Source organism: Alcanivorax sp. DG881, assembly GCF_000155615.1.
GTDB lineage: Bacteria > Pseudomonadota > Gammaproteobacteria > Pseudomonadales > Alcanivoracaceae > Alcanivorax.
In genome coordinates this window covers 2,166,279-2,181,568 of record NZ_DS989915.1, presented here as the reverse complement: position 1 = coordinate 2,181,568, position 15,290 = coordinate 2,166,279, and the positions used below count along the sequence as shown (strand labels likewise).

Annotated in this window: 15 protein-coding genes and 1 pseudogene; 12 read left to right on the top strand and 4 right to left on the bottom strand. The window is 59.8% G+C overall.

All coding sequences use genetic code 11. From position 1 onward, the window contains the following. Window positions 1-96: 96 nt before the first annotated feature. The 7 genes from ADG881_RS09865 (at window position 97) to ADG881_RS09835 (ending at window position 6,195) form a co-directional block, all read left to right on the top strand. Complete coding sequence (locus ADG881_RS09865; protein WP_230457663.1) at window positions 97-1,167, top strand: LysM peptidoglycan-binding domain-containing protein; 1,071 nt, start codon at window positions 97-99, stop codon at window positions 1,165-1,167. 75 nt (window positions 1,168-1,242) lie between these two features. Further along, window positions 1,243-2,304: a DNA-processing protein DprA gene (gene dprA, locus ADG881_RS09860; protein WP_007149770.1), complete on the top strand. Its 1,062-nt coding sequence runs from the start codon at window positions 1,243-1,245 to the stop codon at window positions 2,302-2,304. Between the two features lie 76 nt (window positions 2,305-2,380). Then, a complete protein-coding gene (locus tag ADG881_RS09855; RefSeq protein ID WP_007149295.1) occupies window positions 2,381-2,929 on the top strand; it encodes an L-threonylcarbamoyladenylate synthase in 549 nt (182 codons plus the stop codon). A gap of 29 nt (window positions 2,930-2,958) precedes the next feature. Next, entirely contained in the window at window positions 2,959-3,867 is a 909-nt protein-coding gene (gene hemF, locus ADG881_RS09850; protein WP_007150863.1) for an oxygen-dependent coproporphyrinogen oxidase, read from the top strand. Continuing rightward, on the top strand, window positions 3,864-4,700 hold the full coding sequence (aroE, locus tag ADG881_RS09845) for a shikimate dehydrogenase (protein ID WP_007149320.1): 837 nt from the start codon (window positions 3,864-3,866) through the stop codon (window positions 4,698-4,700). Before hemF ends, aroE begins: the two co-directional genes overlap by 4 nt. 24 nt (window positions 4,701-4,724) lie before the next feature. Continuing rightward, the gene (locus ADG881_RS09840) at window positions 4,725-5,153 is read left to right on the top strand and encodes an ion channel (protein ID WP_039926553.1); all 429 of its coding nucleotides are present in this window, start codon (window positions 4,725-4,727) and stop codon (window positions 5,151-5,153) included. Window positions 5,154-5,214: 61 nt separating this feature from the next. Continuing rightward, complete coding sequence (locus ADG881_RS09835; RefSeq protein WP_007151280.1) at window positions 5,215-6,195, top strand: lipid A deacylase LpxR family protein; 981 nt, start codon at window positions 5,215-5,217, stop codon at window positions 6,193-6,195. 144 nt (window positions 6,196-6,339) lie between these two features. Here the strand turns inward: ADG881_RS09835 and ADG881_RS09830 are convergent, their stop codons facing one another. Further along, window positions 6,340-6,879: a gamma carbonic anhydrase family protein gene (locus ADG881_RS09830; protein WP_007149149.1), complete on the bottom strand. Its 540-nt coding sequence runs from the start codon at window positions 6,877-6,879 to the stop codon at window positions 6,340-6,342. Between the two features lie 212 nt (window positions 6,880-7,091). Here ADG881_RS09830 and prlC point away from each other — a divergent pair, with 212 nt between their 5' ends. Next, window positions 7,092-9,125, top strand: coding sequence for an oligopeptidase A (gene prlC, locus ADG881_RS09820; protein WP_007149086.1), 2,034 nt, complete (start codon window positions 7,092-7,094; stop codon window positions 9,123-9,125). 78 nt (window positions 9,126-9,203) lie between these two features. Beyond that, window positions 9,204-9,401: a YheV family putative metal-binding protein gene (locus ADG881_RS09815; RefSeq protein ID WP_007150347.1), complete on the top strand. Its 198-nt coding sequence runs from the start codon at window positions 9,204-9,206 to the stop codon at window positions 9,399-9,401. A 111-nt stretch (window positions 9,402-9,512) separates the two neighbouring features. Here the strand turns inward: ADG881_RS09815 and ADG881_RS09810 are convergent. Then, window positions 9,513-10,318, bottom strand: a pseudogene (locus ADG881_RS09810) (metal-dependent hydrolase). Window positions 10,319-10,475: 157 nt separating this feature from the next. On the opposite strand from ADG881_RS09810, the gene ADG881_RS09805 reads away from it, so the two are divergent. Beyond that, the gene (locus ADG881_RS09805) at window positions 10,476-11,552 is read left to right on the top strand and encodes an AraC family transcriptional regulator (protein WP_007149412.1); all 1,077 of its coding nucleotides are present in this window, start codon (window positions 10,476-10,478) and stop codon (window positions 11,550-11,552) included. 48 nt (window positions 11,553-11,600) lie between these two features. On the opposite strand, the gene ADG881_RS09800 is transcribed toward ADG881_RS09805, so the two are convergent. Both ADG881_RS09800 and ADG881_RS09795 read right to left on the bottom strand, forming a co-directional pair. Continuing rightward, window positions 11,601-12,821 (bottom strand): NAD(P)/FAD-dependent oxidoreductase, encoded by a 1,221-nt coding sequence (locus ADG881_RS09800; RefSeq protein ID WP_007149955.1) that lies wholly within the window; start codon window positions 12,819-12,821, stop codon window positions 11,601-11,603. Between the two features lie 134 nt (window positions 12,822-12,955). Continuing rightward, window positions 12,956-13,732: a ferredoxin--NADP reductase gene (locus ADG881_RS09795; RefSeq protein ID WP_007149840.1), complete on the bottom strand. Its 777-nt coding sequence runs from the start codon at window positions 13,730-13,732 to the stop codon at window positions 12,956-12,958. Between the two features lie 160 nt (window positions 13,733-13,892). On the opposite strand from ADG881_RS09795, the gene ADG881_RS09790 reads away from it, so the two are divergent. Both ADG881_RS09790 and ADG881_RS09785 read left to right on the top strand, forming a co-directional pair. Next, the gene (locus ADG881_RS09790) at window positions 13,893-14,777 is read left to right on the top strand and encodes a LysR family transcriptional regulator (protein WP_007149136.1); all 885 of its coding nucleotides are present in this window, start codon (window positions 13,893-13,895) and stop codon (window positions 14,775-14,777) included. After that, complete coding sequence (locus tag ADG881_RS09785; RefSeq protein ID WP_007151405.1) at window positions 14,756-15,289, top strand: M23 family metallopeptidase; 534 nt, start codon at window positions 14,756-14,758, stop codon at window positions 15,287-15,289. The genes ADG881_RS09790 and ADG881_RS09785 overlap by 22 nt, the downstream gene beginning before the upstream one ends. Window position 15,290 lies beyond the last annotated feature (1 nt).

The following is a 15,290-nucleotide window of genomic DNA, read 5'->3' as shown; positions in this document are numbered from 1 at the left end:
GATCGCATTGCTAATATCCAAAAGGAACCGCGTCTACAATAAGGGATCGCGGCCGCTCTCGGGGATGAGTCCAATAATGATAAAAGGAATCCGATGATGATGAAATCGGTCCAGCGCGCCTTGACCTTTGGCCTGGTGCTGGCGGTGTCCGGTATGGCCTCCGCAGCGGTGGTGCTCAAAGACGGGCACCCCAGCAAGTATTTCGTGAAAAACGGCGATACCCTTTGGGATATCAGCGGCCGTTTTCTGCAAGAGCCGTGGCAATGGCCGGAAATCTGGCAGATCAATGAGGAAATCAGTAACCCTCACTTGATTTACCCCGGCGACGAAATCCGGCTTTCCTACGTTAACGGTGAGCCGCGCCTGTCGGTAAAACGGGGCGTGGAAGAGACCGTGATGTCCAATGGTACAGTGAAACTCACCCCGCGGGTGCGTGAAATTGCCAATGACGAAGCGATTCCGGCCATTCCTGCCAGTGCAATCCAGTCTTACCTGAAGGAAGGGCTGGTGGTAGACCGCAAGGAAATCGTCGAAGCCCCCTACCTGGTGGGTGGCCGCGATCGCCGTGTGATCTTCGGTGAAGGCGATACCGTTTACGCCCGCGATACCGTGACCCAATGGGAAGATCTGGATCAGGGCTACGGTTTCTACCGCACCGGCGAGCAATATGTGGACCCGGATACCAATGAAGTGCTGGGTTACGAAGCCCGCCAGATCGGCCTGGGCCGGGTGGCCAGCCACGATGACGACATGATTACCCTGCGGGTCACCGACTCCAGTGAAGACCTGCGTATTGATGATCGCCTGTTCTCCACCGAAGATCGCCGCGTGCGTGCCGTGTTGTATCCATCGGCACCGGACACCAAGATTGAGGCGAAAGTGATTCGCTTCTTCGACCGCCTTAACAGTGTGGCCCGTAACGACGTGGTCGTGATCAACAAGGGACTGCGTGACGGCCTGAAAGAAGGCAACGTGCTGGATATCTATGGCCAGGGCGAAGTGGTCCGCGATCGTCAGCAGGGTGACATGGTCCAGCTGCCCCGTGAGAAAACCGGTTCCATGGTGATCTTCCGGGTCTTCGACAAAGTCAGCTACGGCTTGATCATGGAGTCCATGCGGCCTATCTATATGAACGACATCGCCGAAAGCCCGGCGGGCAGCTACTGATTTCTCTGCGGTAGCGCTCACTGCCGGCGCTTAGGCGCCCAACAAAACCGTCAACGCACACAAGGAGGTGGGCGAATGGACGGACAATTTAAACGCCTGCTATTGCAGGCGTTGTTTTCCCCGTCGTCAGCGGCTCTTGGCCGCGCCCTGCAACAACACCGGATTGCGTCTGCACCGGTATCGGATTTTCTTCCCCTGCTACCGGCCGGCCTGAAAGAGCGTGCCCGGCTGCTGGACAATACCGGCAAGCTGCCCGTGTACTTCGAGCAACTGCGTGAACAGGGCTGGCGCTGGATTGCGCTGGGGGATGCGGATTACCCGCCGCTGCTGGCACAGATCAACGACCCACCCGGCGTGATTGCCGTGCGCGGTAGCGTGGAGGCATTGAATGCGCCTTCGCTAGCCATGGTGGGCGCGCGCAATGCCTCTGCGGACGGCCTCGACAACAGCCGCCGCTTTGCCCGCCAGCTGGCCGGTAGCGGCTTTGTGATTGTCAGTGGCCTGGCGCTGGGCATTGATGCAGCCGCTCACCGCGGTGCGGTGAGTGCCGGGCGCACGGTAGCGGTCATGGGGAGTGGTCCGGATTGTATCTACCCGCCGCGCCATGGCCTGCTGGCCAGCCAGATTGTGGAAGCCGGCGGGGCGCTGGTGTCGGAATTCGCGCCGGGGTCGCGCCCGCTGCCTGCTCAATTTCCCATGCGTAATCGCATTATCAGTGGGCTCAGTCTGGCCACCATCGTGGTGGAGGCGGCCATCAAGAGTGGCTCGTTGATCACGGCGCGCACGGCGCTGTCCCAGAGCCGTGAGGTGTTTGCGATTCCGGGCAGTATCCACAATCCGCTTAGCAAGGGTTGCCACCAGTTGTTGCGCGATGGCGCCAGCTGGCTGGAATCCGTGGACGATATTTTCCAGGCCTTTGGGGATTTCCAGCGTAGCGTGGAAGCCAGCGGCATTCGTTGCGACCCTCCGGCCTTGCTTGCCCACCTGACCAGTGGACTGAACTCGCTGGATGCGTTGCAGCAGCGCACCGGAATGCCCATGCCGGAGCTGGCCGGGCAGCTGGCGGATCTGGAGCTGGAGGGTTGGGTGGAGCGGGTGGCGGGCGGCTATCTGAAACGCCAGACCAGCGAGGCCTGAGCCGTCTGCTGATCGGCAGACTTGAGTCGCCGGCCCGTGCAGGGTAATTTGCCGCTTTTGCTTTCAGGGCTTCGTCATGGACCAGCATCTGCTCAGCGCGGCACAGATTATTCAGGCGGGCGGCGTGATCGCCTACCCCACGGAGTCTGTCTACGGCCTTGGCTGCGACCCGTTCAACCAGGACGCGGTGATGCAGTTGCTGGCCATCAAACAACGGCCGGTGAGCAAAGGGCTGATTCTGATTGGTGAAACCCTGGCGCAGCTGGCGCCGTATCTGCGCCTGAACGACCAGCAGGCGGCCCGATTGCAGCAGCAATGGCCGGCGCCGGTGACCTATCTGGTTGAGGCCAATGAGCATCTGCCTGCCTGGGTGCGCGGGCAGCACCGCAAGGTGGCGGTGCGCGTGCCGGACCATCCGCTGGCTCGCCAGCTGTGCAACCTGGCCGGGCAACCGATCATTTCCACCAGTGCCAACATCAGCGGCCGTCCGGCTGCCTGCAATCGCTATCAGGTGGCCCGGCAGCTGGGTGACCAACTCGACTTTATTGTCAGCGGCGCCTGTGACCGGGCGAGCAAACCCTCTACCATTATTGATCTGGAAAGCGGGCGCATTTTGCGCCCGTGAACACACCGACCGCATCCGGGGAAAGTACCATGTCAGAGGTTTCACTGCAGGCGGTGAAAGACTACCTGCTGGATCTGCAGGACCGTATCTGTGACGCACTGGGCGCCGAAGATGGCTCCGCCACCTTCCGTGAAGACAGCTGGGAGCGCGAACAGGGCGGCGGCGGCCGTAGCCGGGTGCTGGAAAATGGCGCGGTGATCGAAAAAGGCGGGGTGAACTTTTCCCATGTGTTTGGCGATCAGTTGCCGCCATCCGCCACGGCGGCCCGTCCCGAATTGGCCGGGCGCAGTTTCCAGGCCATGGGCGTGTCGCTGGTGATCCACCCGAAAAACCCCTATGCGCCGACCAGCCACGCCAACGTGCGTTTTTTTGTGGCGGAAAAAGACGGTGAAGACCCGGTGTGGTGGTTTGGCGGCGGGTTCGATCTGACACCCTACTATGGGTTTGAAGAAGACGTGGTGCATTGGCACCAGACGGCCCGCGACGCCTGTGAACCGTTCGGTAACGAGATCTACCCGGAATTCAAAACCTGGTGTGATGACTACTTTTACCTCAAGCACCGGGATGAGCCCCGTGGTGTCGGCGGGTTGTTCTTTGACGATCTGAACCGCTTTGATTTCGACACCAGCTTTGCCCTGATGCGCAGTGTGGGCGATGCTTATGTGCCCGCCTATCAGCCGATTCTGGCGCGCCGTAAAGACCATGATTATGGTGAGCGCGAGCGTCAGTTCCAGCTGTACCGTCGCGGCCGTTATGTGGAGTTCAATCTGGTTTACGATCGCGGCACGATTTTTGGTCTGCAATCCGGCGGCCGTACCGAGTCCATCCTGATGTCGCTGCCGCCGCTGGTGCGTTGGGACTACGATTACCACCCCGAACCGGACAGTGCCGAGATTGAGCTTTACCAGAAATTTCTGATTCACCGGGAGTGGGTATGACTGCTGAGAAAGCCGCGCTAGAAGCTGGGTTGTATTGTGTTTTTGGCAATCCAGTGAGTCATTCCCGCTCGCCGGATATTCACCACGCGTTTGCCGCTCAGCGTGGCGACGCTGTGCAGTATGAAAAGCGTGAAGCGCCGTTGGATGATTTCGCCGGCGCTGTGCAGTCCTTCCGTGAGGCTGGCGGGTTGGGCGCCAATGTCACGGTGCCCTTCAAGGAGCAGGCCTTTGCATTGTGCGATGCCATCACCGAGCGGGCCGACCAGGCCGGTGCGGTGAATACCCTGTGGTGGGATGGCGAGCAGCTGCACGGCGATAACACCGATGGCGCCGGGCTGGTGAAAGATATCCGCGATAATCAGGGCTGGAGCATCCGCAAGAAACGGGTGCTGATCCTGGGCGCAGGCGGCGCGGTACGCGGTGTGCTGGGCCCGTTGCTGGCGGAAGAGCCCACCTTGTTGCGCATTGCCAACCGAACCAAAGAGAAAGCGGAAACGCTGGCCGCCAACGTAATGAAAGGCGAAGGCCCTCCGGTGTTGGGGGGTGGCCTGGATAATCTCATGGGGCAGTTCGATCTGGTGATCAACGCCATCTCTGCCGGTTTGCAGGGCGAAATGCCGGCGCTGCCGGATGGTTTGCTGGCAGAGGGGGCCGTGGCCTACGACATGGTTTACGGCAATGAACCGACACCGTTTTTGCGCTGGGCAGAACAGCAGGGTGCCAGCGCCACCGCGGATGGCTTGGGCATGCTGGTCGAGCAGGCCGCCGAAGCTTATGAAATCTGGCGTGGCTGGCGTCCGGACACGGCGCCTGTCATGGCCTCGTTGCGCTAGCCTGTCATGGCAGAAGGCGCGGTCATGTACGAAGTGGTGTATGCCTCCGTGGTCAGCCTGGCCATGGTGCTGACCACGGTGACGTTGCATTACTGGACGCTGGCGGGCCTGTCCCGCTTGCTCAAGCGCTGGCCGAATTTCCGGGGTGAAATCCTGGTGGTCGTTATCGCCATGTTCGCCGCCCATATGGTGGAAATCAGCCTCTATGCCTGGGTGTACCTGCTGCTGGATGTGGGAGACACCGCCATGGGTATTGGTGGGGCGGTGAACGGCAGCTTTCTTGACCACCTGTATTTTTCTGCCGCTTGCTATACCTCTCTGGGGCTGGGGGATCTGTTCCCGGTGGGTACCCTGCGTTTAATTGCCGGGGTGCAAGCGCTGAATGGTTTGATACTCATCACCTGGTCTGCGTCGTTTGCGTTTCTGGTGATGCAGCGCCGCTGGCGTTTTTAATCACGTTTCGACGTCGTCGTACGTGCTCGGGGCTCTTGGGCCCGTTATCACTGGGTGAAGTATGTCCCTGCGTTTTACTCTGTTATTAAGCGTTTTTTTACCGCTGCCTGTGCTGGCTGCCACGGTAGGTTTTTCCTGGGATAACGATCTGTTCGTCGGTGCCGATGGGCAGTACACCAATGGTGTGCGGATCAGCTGGGTGGGTGATGCCCATGACCATTGCGAACGCAATGGCAGTGTTACCTGCGGCCTGGCGAGCGCGCTGTCTCCCTTGCCCGGCATCAGCCTCAAGGATGAAAAGCATGCGCTGACGCTCAGTCTGGAACAGGTCATGATTACCCCGGCGGATATCAGTCAAAGCGTCCCTGATTACAATGATCTTCCCTATGCGGGTTACAGCAATCTGGAGATGGGGCTGTTCAGCTGGAACGGCGACAGCCTGTTTGGTTATGGCGCGCGTCTGGGTGTCGTTGGTCCGGAGTCCGGGGCGGAGCAAAGCCAGAAACTGGTTCACAAGATAACCGGTTCCACCGAGCCGCAAGGCTGGGATAACCAGCTGGGGACAGACTTGATCGGCGGCGTGTATTTTATCAATGCCCGCCGTTTCCAGCAGTTTCAGTGGGACTCGGGGCTGCAGGGCGAGCTGGGTTATGCCTGGGGTGTGGATGCCAACAATTTCCATGGGACCGCAACGGCTGGCGGTTTTTTCCGGCTGGGCCGAAACCTGCCGCGCAACTTTATTCCCGATTATGCCGGTATCGGCACAGCCGGTTCGCTGGTTGGCCTGTTTGATGGCAGTGGTTTTGGCTGGGAAGCGTTTGTGGGCAGCTTTGGTGAATATATCGGTTATTCCTACCTGGAACATCATGCCGAGGAATACGATGTGGAAGCCCGCGATGGCGTGCTGGCTCTGGTGGTGGGAGGCGGTGTGCGCTGGGACAACTTTTCTTTCACCCTGACACTGCAAAGTTCCACCTCTCCTCTGCGTAGCAGCGATGACACCTTCAGCTTCGGCAACATGTCTTTCATGTGGCAGATCTGAGCTACGAGCTACGCTCGATTGTGTAAAGGAAAGTTGAAAAGTTACTCAATATCTACTTTTCTACGAAGCCGCTGTAGGAGCACCGTTTAGGGTGCGAACCGCGCATAGCGCGGATATCGTCCGCAAGACGATCAAAGCTAGAAGCTAACCGCTACTGTTTTTCAAATACCGATCTTTCAACCGCACATAATTGCCGGCTACATAAGGCAAAAACGCTTTCTCTTCTTCGCTCAGCGGGCGCACCTGCCGCGCGGGCTGACCGCGATACAGATAACCGCTTTCCAGACGCTTGCCTGGCCCGACCAGTGAGCCGGCGGCGACGATGACATCGTCTTCCACGATGGCCCCGTCCATAATGATGGCCTGCATGCCCACCATCACCCGGTTGCCTAGCGTGCAGCCGTGCAGCATGGCCTGGTGGGCAAGGGTGACATCATCGCCGATCTGCAGCCCGAAGCCGCCGGGGTTGAAGGTGGAGTCGTGGGTGATATGCAGTACCGCATTATCCTGAATGCTGACCCGGGCGCCGATGCGGATGGCATGCATGTCGCCGCGGATCACTGCCTTCGGCCACACGGAACAATCGTCTCCCAGCTTGACCTCGCCGATCACCGTAGCGTCCTCGTCCACATATACCCGTTTCCCCAACTGCGGGGCCTTGTCTTCAAAGCGGCGAATCCCCATCACTGATACACTCGATAGTTCAAATTCATGGTTACAGGGGCACCTTTTGCAGACGCCCGCTCGTATACTGATAGCCATATTGATCTTGCTTGGCGTTTTTCTGCTAAGCAAGTGGCTGATATTCCAGACGCTGTTGCAGCCGGACGATACCGCTCGCCATCGGCTGCCAGCCGCACAGACACACGCTGAACCCAGAGCAGGACAGGACACCCATGAGCAACAACCCGCTGATTGATTACCCGGCACTTCCTCCTTTTTCACAGATCCAGCCCGAGCACGTGCTTCCTGCCGTGGAGCAGCTGGTGGCAGAGGGCCGTGCCCGTATTGAGCAGGTGCTGGCGGAGGGAAACTTCGACTACGCGCATCTGGTTCAGGCACTGGACCAGGAAGATGACCGCCTTGGTAAAGCCTTTGGTCCGGCCGGGCATTTGAATGCCGTGGCCCAGAATGAAGCCTTGCGTAATGCCTACAACAGTTGCCTGCCCCTGCTTAGCGAATACGGGACCGAGGTGGGACAAAATGCGGCCCTTTGTGCTGCTTACCAGGCACTGCGCGACAGTGAGCAGTGGTCAACCCTGAACGAAGCCCAGCAGAAAGATATCGACAACACCTTGCGTGATTTCCGTTTGTCGGGGGTGGATCTGCCGGAGGAAAAGAAAGCGCAATACATGGCGAATTCCAAGCGCTTGTCTGAACTGACCAGTCAATTCTCGGACAACGCCCTTGATGCGACCCAGGCGTGGAGCAAGCACATCACCGATGAAAGCGAGCTCAATGGCCTGCCCGACAGCGCCAAGGCCGGTGCTGCCGATCGCGCAAAAGCTGACGAAAAAGACGGCTGGTTGCTGACCCTGGATGCCCCGGTATTTATTGCGGTGATGAGCCACTGTAAGAATGCAGAATTGCGCAAGGAAATGTACACCGCCTGGACCACCAAGGCCTCTGATCAAGGGCCGCAGGCGGGCCAGTTTGATAATGCGGCGATCATGGATGAGATCCTTGCGCTGCGGCACAAGCAGGCTCAATTGCTGGGCTTCGCCAATTACGCGGAAGAATCCCTGGCCACCAAAATGGCGCGGGATGTGAATGAAGTCGTACAGTTTCTCGAAGACCTGGCCCGTCGTGCCAAGCCCCAGGCGGAACAGGAACTGGCAGAACTGAAAGCCTTTGCGGCCGAGCAAGGCGCCGGTGATTTGAACCCCTGGGATATCGGTTTCTGGAGCGAACGTTTACGTGAAGCTCGCTACGATATTTCTGAAGAAGAGCTGCGTCCCTGGTTCCCGGCGGACACGGTTATCAATGGCATGTTTTCTGTGGTCGGAAAATTGTTCGGCATTCAGTTTAAACAACGCACGGATGTGGATACCTGGCACGATGATGTGCGTTTTTACGAACTGGTGGATGATGATGGCAGCGTTCGTGCTGCATTTTATCTGGACATGTATGCCCGTACCGGGAAACGCGGTGGCGCCTGGATGGACGATGCACGTATTCGTCGTCGCCAGCCCGACGGCAGCCTGCAAACGCCCGTTGCCTACCTGACCTGTAATTTTGCGCCGCCGGCGGGTGGCAAGCCGGGCCTGTTGACCCACGACGAAGTGGTCACCCTGTTCCACGAATTTGGCCATGGCCTGCACCACATGCTGACCGAGCAGGATGTGTCCGGTATTTCCGGTATCAATGGCGTGGCCTGGGATGCGGTGGAGTTGCCCAGCCAGTTCCTGGAAAACTGGTGCTGGACCGAGGACGGCATCGCGCTGATTTCCGGCCATTACCAAACCGGTGAGCCGCTGCCGAAAGAAAAACTGGAAAAGATGCTCGCCGCGAAAAACTTTCAGGGTGCTATGCAGATGGTGCGGCAGATCGAATTTTCCCTCTTCGATATGCGCATCCACGCGGAGTATCAACCCGGCCTGAATATTTATCAGGTGTTGAATGAAGTGCGCGAACAGGTGGCCGTGATTCAACCGCCCGCCTTTAACCGTTTCCCCAACAGCTTCGGGCATATTTTTGCCGGAGGCTATGCGGCCGGTTACTACAGCTATAAATGGGCCGAAGTGTTGTCGGCAGATGCCTACTCCCGCTTTGAAGAAGAGGGCGAGTTCAACGAAGAAACCGGCCGTGCGTTCCGTACGGAAATTCTCGCGAAGGGCGGCAGCCGCGAACCCATGGAGTTGTTCAAGGCATTCCGTGGCCGCGAGCCCAGCGTGGAGCCACTGCTGCGTCATTGCGGTATTAATGGATAAAACGCTTGATGCCGGACGCCCGATGCCCGACGGCAATGTGTCCGGCATCGGGTGTTTGCCGTTAAGTGGAGAGGGATTATGAAACGTCAGTTTATTGCCGGGGCAACCTGCCCGGAATGTGGGCAGATGGACAAAATACAGCGGGTCATTGATGGCGACAGCCAGTGGATGGAATGTGTTGCCTGCGGAGCCCGTAAAGATCTGGACGACAAGCCGGCACAGGCTGTGGATGCACTGGCCCAGCCGGTGACCTTGCAGCCTGGTTCTAAAAAATAGATTGATGCCGGCTTTGTGAAGCCGGGGGCTGTGTCTGATCTTTCTTGCTGGAGTATAAAACGTCAACCGTCAGGCCTCCGGCATCGGTCGTTTGGCTCCCGGCAAGAAAGATCAGGCCCAGTCACCCAGCCATTTTTTCTTCGCTTTTTCCACCAGATCGCGGGCATCGTGCTGCCACGGGTGGAAGCGTGGGCTGTAGAACTTGAAGTAGGACGGTAGCAGTTTGCGGAATACGCCGGGTTTGCCCCACATGTAGTTCAGGCCGCCGAGCCAGGACTTCACATTGGTCAGCTCGCCTGTTCCTTCATAAGTTGCGTCAGATGCAGAGTAGAAAACAGCGGGAATAGAACGCTAACCAGTGCCATCTCGGTGACGCGGGTGAATTCGCTGCCGCCGATGTGCTTGTACACATCAAACGCCACGGCCTTGTGCTCGGACTCCTCGATGGCATGCCAGGCCCAGATCGGTGCCATGCGCGGATCCATTTCATCCAGGGCGTCATATTTGAGCAGAAATTCTTCCGCCATCAATGCGGTGAAATGCTCCACCGCCACGGTGTGCGCCAGTTGTCGCTCCGGTGACAGGTTCTTGCGCATCCAGTCCATGAAAGCCTGAATTTCACGATCCAGACGGCCAAGGCCGACGCCCCGTTCTTCCAGGTAGCCATTGAGCAGCTTGTGCTCCTTGGAGTGGTGGGCTTCCTGACCGATAAAGGCGCGCACGGCTTTTTTCAGTTCCGGGTCGTCGATGCGGTCCTGAAAGTGGCGTACGGAATCGATAAAGAACCGCTCCCCGGCGGGGAAGCTGGCGGAGAGTGCGCCCAGCAGCAGGGTTTTTAGCGGGTCATTGTCCCACCAGTATTTGGGCACATCGTCGGCCAGGTCGAAGTCCGGCTGGCGGACGGTGGGAATAACCATGGCCGGACGGGCATCGGCCGGATTGTTATGAAGCTGTTTTGCCGGTGCATTCATTTTGAGCCTCCTGGCGAAAAGGATACGTTGACGCTTGGCCCATACGGTACTGGTGAGTGCCCGGAGTGCGTGAGATGCTGGGCGGACAAAGCACTTGTCATTGGTGGCCAAATTGTCTGAATCCTTCACCCTGATCGACTGGAGCCGTTTCCCTGACTGGACCCGCCAGCGCAGCCAGGCGGTGACCTATGTGCGCATGTTTGTGGAAGTGACGACGCAGCGAGGTGTTTCCCGCGAGACCTTGCTGTCCACTGCGGGGGTGCCGGCAGCATTGCTGGAGGACCCATCCGGACGGGTGTCCCTGCAGGAAACGGTGCAGGTGTTTGCGGCCGCTGCCGCGCTGACCGGTGACGCGGCCATTGGCCTGGAGGTGGGGCAGCGGATGCCGCTCACGGCCCATGGCAGCCTGGGCTATGTGCTCATGTGTGCGGGCAGTGCCCGCGAGGCCATTGGGCTGCTGGAGCGGTTCTGGCACCTGCGGGGCCGCAGTGTCGTTCTCAGCGTAAAGGAGGAGCGCGGCGGGCTGTTCTTCGAGTTGGTGCCGGAAGTGGTGTTGCCCGCTGCGGTACGCGATGTGCTGCTCAGTTCCATGCTGGGCAGCATGGCCAGTGGCATGCAGTTTATTCTCCCTGACCTGTCCCTGGTGCCGGAAATCTGGCTGCAGGGCGAGCCGCCAGCCGCTGGCCGGGCCATGGATGACGGGGCGGTGCCTGTGCGTTATCGCCAGGCACGTGCAGGTATCTGGGCGCCGGAGGCGGTGCAGTGGCTGGATAGCCCGCTGCCTACCGCCAATCCGGAAGCGTTGAGTCAGGCCCTGGCCCAGTGTGAGCGGGAAAGTGCCTTGATGGCCCCCGGTGATACCTTGCTGCGTCAGGTGCGTGAGCTGCTGGTGCTGGGTGCGCACGGCTATCCGGCACCGGAGCAGCTGGCTGAGCGCCTGCATCTGACGCCCCGCACGTTGCGGCGCCGCTTGCAGGAGCGGGGGCAGGGGTTCCAGTCGTTGCTGGAAGAAGCCCGCCACCGGGACAGTCGCCACCTGCTGGCCAGTTCCGATATGGAAATTCAGCGTATCAGCGAGCTGCTGGGGTTTGCTGACCCGGCCAATTTTACCCGCGCGTTCAAGGGCTGGATGGGCATGACGCCCAGCCAGTGGCGTCATCAGCAGGCGGGCCAGGATTGAGTCGGCCCCCGCCATTGCCGGGCGTTTCGGGAAAGCGGTGAGGGGACGTTAACGCAGCAGCCCGGTTTTCAGGCCGGCGATGGTTCTTGCCATTTGCAGCCGCATCCAGGGCAGGTGGTTCAGCAGTGGAAACAGCAGGTCGCGGCCGGTCGCGACGACACGACTGTGCGACTGAAAGGCCGGTGTCAGCCAGCGACTCATGCGTTGGTAAAAGCGAATCTGCGGGCCGCGATGCTGGTGATAATGCGCCCAGACCTGATGCCAGTTATCCGATTGCTGCATGGCGTCGCCCAGAGCCCAGGCGTCCAGCAAGGCCATGTTCGCGCCCTGGCCCAGTTGTGGGCTCATGGCATGGGCGGCGTCGCCAATAACGCCCAGTCGGTTGTCTCCCCATTTCGACATGATCACATCGCGGTAGGTGGCGGGGGTTAGCTGCTGCGCCTGGGTCAGCGGTGTCAGCACCTCGTCCAGTTGCGGCCAGAAGGTATGCAGTGCGCCGCGCCATTTTTCAAAAGGCGAGGCGGCAAAGTCCGGTTGTTGCCAATGGGCGATCTCGGTGACCGGCAGGCTCCAGAAAAAGCTGGCTAGCGGTGTCTCCGGCTGGTCGGGCCGGCTGCCGGTGGGAAGAATGCCGGCCATGGCGCTGGCCCGGTGATAGCGCTGTTGCAGCAGAGGCACATCAAACGGGGCGGTCATGGGCAGCATGGCCCACATGGCGCCCCAGGGGTACAGGCGATCGTAGCGCGTCCAGGCCGCCGGTCGCAGCTGGCTGTGGCTGCCATTGGCAATCAGCACGGCATCGAAGGTGAGGGTTTGTGTGCCTGTTCGGTTTTCATGTTTTTGTTCGAGCGTGACCGTTGCCTGCTGGGGCTGGCTGTCCACGGCGATGACTGTACTGGCCATGCGCCGTTGATGCGGCAGGGTCTGCAGGTGGCTATCCAGCACGTGGCACAGGCTGGCGCGGTGGATGCCCAGGCCGTGGGCCTGTTCGCCAAGGGGGCGATAGTGGCTGTTCATGATGGCGCGACCGGAATAGGTATGTCCCACCAGGGCATCGATATGCGCGCCGTAACGGTACATGGCCTGATAGAGGCCCATGCGGTGGAGGACGCTGAGTCCGGCGGGCTGTAACAGCAACCCGGCACCCACCGGTTCCAGGGCGGGGGCGCGTTCTATCAGCGTGATGGCGTGGCCCTGTTGGGCCAACAACGCGGCAGTGGCGAGCCCGGCGGTCCCGGCCCCGATGATGGCAATGGATTGTGGTTGCACGGCTGGAACATTCCCTTCCACGAAAAGGCTAGTGGAGAGTAGCAGACTGGGGCGTAGAGAGCTGGCCGGAGATAAAAAACGGGCCGCGAAAGCGGCCCGTAACGTGTTGCATCTGGCGTGAAGCCTGTTGGCGTCTACTTTTCCACAAACGCCCGCTCAATCACGTACTCACCGAGTACCCCGCCGCGGGTTTCCTTGAAACCCCAGTTGTCGAGGATCTCGGTGGTGTCCTTGAGCATGGCCGGGCTGCCGCAGAGCATGAAGCGGTCGTTTTCCAGGCTCGGGGTGGGCAAGCCCAGGTCCGAGAAGATCTTGCCGCTGGTCATCAGGTCGGTGAGGCGTCCTTCGTTGCGGAACGGCTCACGGGTCACCGTGGGATAGTAGAGCAGTTTGCCACTGACGAACTCACCGAAGAACTCGTTGTTGGGCAGCTCATTCTCGATAGTGTCCTGGTAGGCCAGCTCGGACACATGACGGACCCCGTGGGTGAGAATGACGCGGTCGTACTGTTCGTACACTTCCGGGTCCTTGATGATGCTCATGAACGGGGCCAGGCCAGTGCCGGTGGACAGCAGCCACAGGTTCTTGCCCGGCAGCAGGTGGTCGGCCACCAGGGTGCCGGTGGGCTTGCGGCTCACGTAGATCTTGTCGCCCGGCTGGATGTTCTGCAGCTGGGAGGTCAGCGGGCCGTCCTGCACCTTGATGCTGAAGAACTCCAGTTCTTCTTCATAGTTGGCGCTGGCAATGGAATAGGCGCGCAGCAACGGGCGGCCGTTGTCCTGCTCCAGGCCAATCATGGTGAAATGTCCGTTCTTGAAACGAAAACCCGGGTCCCGGCTGGTCGTAAAGCTGAACAGGGTGTCGTTCCAGTGGCGAACGCTTTTGACGGTTTCGGTATTCAAATTAGACATAGTTAAATCAGCGCTTATTCCAAAATTCCAGATGGTGGAAATTTAACCGAATGGCATTTATCGGTAAAATGGGTTATTCCGATAGTTGATATCGAGAAAGCCGATATTAAATACTGCACACAGTTAATAATGATTCTCATTTAATCATGGATAGGTGCTCATGCGCTACACCCTCAGGCAACTGGAAGTCTTTCTCGCCATTGCCCACTTTGAAAATGTGAGCCATGCGGCCAATCACCTGAGCATGTCCCAGTCGGCGGCATCCGGGGCGTTGAAGGAGCTGGAAGGGCTTTACGACGTGAAGTTCTTTGAGCGGGCCGGCAAGCGGCTGAAGCTCAATGAGCTGGGCCGGCAGTTCTGGCCGCGGGCGGAAGCGCTGCTGGCCCAGGCCCGGGAGCTGGAAGCGGACCTGCAGTCCCACCGGGATCTGGGGCGACTCAATGTGGGCGCCACCCTGACCATCGGCAATTACCTGGCGGTGGCGATCATGGCGGATTATATGGCCCAGCAGCCGGGTGCGCGGGTGCATCTGGAGGTGGCTAACACCCGCTCCATTGTGGATCGGGTGCTCACCTTTGAGCTGGATCTGGGCTTGATTGAGGGCGAGCTGAACCATCCGGACCTGGAGTTGTTGCCCTGGCGCGAGGATGAGCTGGTGGTGTTCTGCAGCCCGGAGCATGCGCTGGCAAGTAAGGAAGCGCTGACTGACGACGATTTGCGGGCGGCGCACTGGATTGTTCGTGAGTCGGGTTCCGGTACCCGGCAGACCTTCGAGCGGGCCCTGCACGGGCTGGTGCCCGAGCTGGACCTGGCCCTGGAGCTGGAGCATACCGAGGCGATCAAGCGGGCGGTGGAAACCGGCCTGGGGATTAGCTGCCTGTCGCGGGTGTGTTTACAGGAGGCCTTCAAACGAGGCTCGCTGGTGGAGCTGGCGGTGCCGCACCGGGATTTCAGTCGGGAATTCTATTTTGTGCTGCATCGTCAGAAGTACCGCAGCCCTGGCATTGAGAGGTGGCTGGAATTATGTCGCGAATCCGTACTGTAATTCGTCGCGGCCTTTGGCTGCTGCTGTTTGTGCTGGTGGCAGGCTTGCTGCTGCCGGAGGCCCGGCAGGTGCCGGTGCAGGGCGCAGACCGTAATGACTGGCACCCGCAGACTTTCTGGTATCACCCCTGGGGCAAGTCCGGGGTCCACAAGGGCGTGGATATCTTTGCTGATGCGGGTACGCCGGTGATCGCCAGCAGTGGCGGGCTGGTGCTGTATCGCGGGGAGCTGTCGCGGGGCGGCAAGGTGGTGCTGATGTTGGGGCCGAAATGGCGGTTGCACTATTACGCCCATTTGCAGGGCATCGCCGACAGTGGCATTTGGCTGGGGGCGGGCGCCCCGGCGGGCACCGTGGGGGACAGTGGCAATGCGGCGGGCAAGCCGCCGCATCTGCACTATTCTCTGGTGAGTCTGTTGCCGATGTTCTGGCGGGCTGACGAGGCGCCGCAGGGCTGGAAGAAGATGTTCTTCCTCGACCCCACCACGCATTTTGTTATCAGGCCGGGGGCCTGAT